Below are 2,438 nucleotides of genomic sequence, written 5' to 3'. Positions count from 1 at the left end.
TAAGTCGAATGTCCTCGGCTCGGTGGTCGCGTGCGGGCGCCAGCTGCCTGGAGCTACACCCTTGCTTGGAAGACCTCGAATCGAGCGACGAGCCAATCGCGGTGTGGGCGGTCTTGCGCCCGAGTAGGCAAGCGAATTTCTGCTAGCCCCTTGATCGCCTCCAGCATGCGGCCAGAACCCGGGTGCAGAGTGCACTTTCGGCCGGCTGGCGCGTGCCGGCAGGGCGGGAGACAGGCACTCCCCATGAACCCCGACCCATTAGACCGGTATGGAGGCCGGCGGTGGCTTCCCGTCAGATGTTGCGCAAGAAGCTGTAAAAGAGGTTTCGGTGGAATCGGTTGGAGGGATACCGCGTCATTTTGTAGTAGTGAGGATGTTCGGCGATCAGCAACACCAAGTTGGCGCCGTCTTTTTCCTCGATGCAGTACATGTTGTTGCGCAAGGCCTTCAGCGCGATTCGCTTGGCTTCCTGGCGGATGCCTTCGCCATTCGCGGCGTTGGCACTCAGCGGCACGGGAACCTCGGGCACGTCCTTGGCGCCGTCAGCGCGGATCAGAAAGAACGCTTCCGCGAGATAGGCGACGGCCTCGTCCTCATGACCGGAGTGGACGCCGATGGCGCCCATGTCGATGATGGCATGCGTGCACTCATGCAGGATCAGGCCCAGGTCCTTGGTCGAGGCGAAGTTTGCCGTCGGCGAGATTTCCAGCCGGTCCTGGTCCTGCCGGTAAGTGGCAGCGGCGTTGTCGTTGACTGCCGAGCCGATTTTTATGTCTCCCCTCGCCAAGGCGTTCGCGACGTTCTTGCGGTAGGCATCCGGCCAGATCTTGTACGTCCGGAACTTGAAGTTCACCGCGTCGATGGAACGATGGCTCTTGAGAAACTGGACCACTTGATCACGCGTGTTCATGCGCACTCCCCGAAAAGACCTCCTCATGGGAACGCAGGCCCGGCACCGGAAGCTTGATGCACGCATGAAGCGATTCTTACGAATCTTTACCTGGGGGAAAAAACCGGGTCGGAATGTCCGTCCTGGACCCGACGCGGTCTCTGCCCCGCCGGGATGGTCGCGAGCGACAGTGCCAGGCGGCGACGAACCTACCTCACGCTTGCAGCCGCCAGGCAATGCTCTCGCCTGCGCGCATCGGCACGCCGGGCGTGCCGCCGAAATCCAGCTCGTCCGGCACGGTCCAGGGCTGCTTGCGCAGGGTGATGGTGCCGGTGTTGCGGGGCAGGCCATAGAAGTCGGCGCCGTGGAAGCTGGCGAAGGCTTCCAGCTTGTCCAGCGCGCCGGCCGCCTCGAAGGCTTCGGCGTACAGCTCGATGGCGGCGTGCGCGCTGTAGATGCCGGCGCAGCCGCAGCTGCTTTCCTTGGCGTGGCGCGGGTGCGGCGCGCTGTCGGTGCCCAGGAAGAAGCTCGGGTCGCCGCTGGTGGCCGCCTCGACCAGCGTCCGGCGGTGGGTTTCGCGCTTGAGCACCGGCAGGCAGTCGTTGTGCGGGCGCAGGCCGCCGGCAAAGATCGCGTTGCGGTTCATCAGCAGGTGCTGCGGCGTGATGGTGGCGCCCACGTGGGCCGGCGCGTCGCGCACGAAATGCGCCGCCTCGCTCGTGGTGATGTGTTCGAGCACCATGCGCAGCGCCGGGAAATCGCGCAGCAGCGCGGTCAGGTGGCGCTCCACGAACACCGGCTCGCGGTCGAACACGTCCACGGCCGGGTCGGTGACCTCCCCGTGCATCAGCAGGGGCAGCTGGTGCTTCTGCATCGCCTCGAAGACGCCGTAGCAGCGGCGCAGGTCGGTGACGCCGCTGGCCGCGTTGGTGGTCGCGCCGGCGGGGTAGTACTTGACCGCATGGACGAAGCCGCTGGCGCGCGCCTGGGCAATGTCCTCCGGCGTGGTGGCCTCGGTCAGGTAGAGCGTCATCAGTGGTTCGAAGTCCGCGCCCTCGGGCAGCGCGGCCAGGATGCGTTCGCGGTAGGCACCGGCCAGCGCCACCGTGGCAACCGGCGGCTTAAGGTTGGGCATCACGATGGCGCGCGCGAAGCGGCGGGCGGCATGCGGCAGCACCGCGGCCAGCATGGCGCCGTCGCGCAGGTGCAGGTGCCAATCGTCGGGGCGGGTGAGGGTAAGGTCGGTGGTGTGCATGCGCGAAGTGTAGTGAAGCCGGGGGGCGAACAGCGGGCGCCTCCGGTCGGCTCGACCTCCAAAGGCCGCTCCGGCGCACATGCCACTCCTCCGGGCGAAGTTGGCGGAAGGGTTCGTAAGAAGCTCCTGACGAGCTGGCTTCGGGCCGGCTGCGTCGACCCGTCCGGCTGCTGCAGCAAGGCGTTTAGCGCATCGGACGCGATGGACAAGCCGTTGCAGCGGCAGGCTCGTCCGACGGAGCGATGAGCATGCATCGCCGGCGAAGCGGGAAGCCGAACCGCTTCAGAAGCGGAT

At 66.2% G+C, this 2,438-nt stretch carries 2 protein-coding genes; both read right to left on the bottom strand.

Annotation, left to right across the window (positions count from 1 at the left end; all coding sequences use genetic code 11):
- Positions 1 to 292: 292 nt before the first annotated feature.
- Positions 293 to 910 carry a hypothetical protein gene (locus HOQ08_RS04820; protein ID WP_291192207.1) on the bottom strand — a complete coding sequence of 206 codons (618 nt, stop codon included), beginning with the start codon at positions 908 to 910 and terminating at the stop codon, positions 293 to 295.
- A 193-nt stretch (positions 911 to 1,103) separates the two neighbouring features.
- On the bottom strand, positions 1,104 to 2,144 hold the full coding sequence (pyrC, locus tag HOQ08_RS04815) for a dihydroorotase (RefSeq protein WP_291192205.1): 1,041 nt from the start codon (positions 2,142 to 2,144) through the stop codon (positions 1,104 to 1,106).
- Positions 2,145 to 2,438 lie beyond the last annotated feature (294 nt).

The sequence above is a fragment of the Frateuria sp. genome, from assembly GCF_013362045.1.
Taxonomy (GTDB): Bacteria; Pseudomonadota; Gammaproteobacteria; order Xanthomonadales; family Rhodanobacteraceae; genus Frateuria_A.
The sequence above is the reverse complement of the archived record's forward strand: the minus strand, read 5'-3'. Positions and strand labels throughout refer to the sequence as shown.

Bases quoted from the DNA above. Each gene is read 5' to 3' on its own strand.
- pyrC (WP_291192205.1), bottom strand. From the start codon at position 2,144: ATGCACACCACCGACCTTACCCTCACCCGCCCCGACGATTGGCACCTG.
- HOQ08_RS04820 (WP_291192207.1), bottom strand. From the start codon at position 910: ATGAACACGCGTGATCAAGTGGTCCAGTTTCTCAAGAGCCATCGTTCC.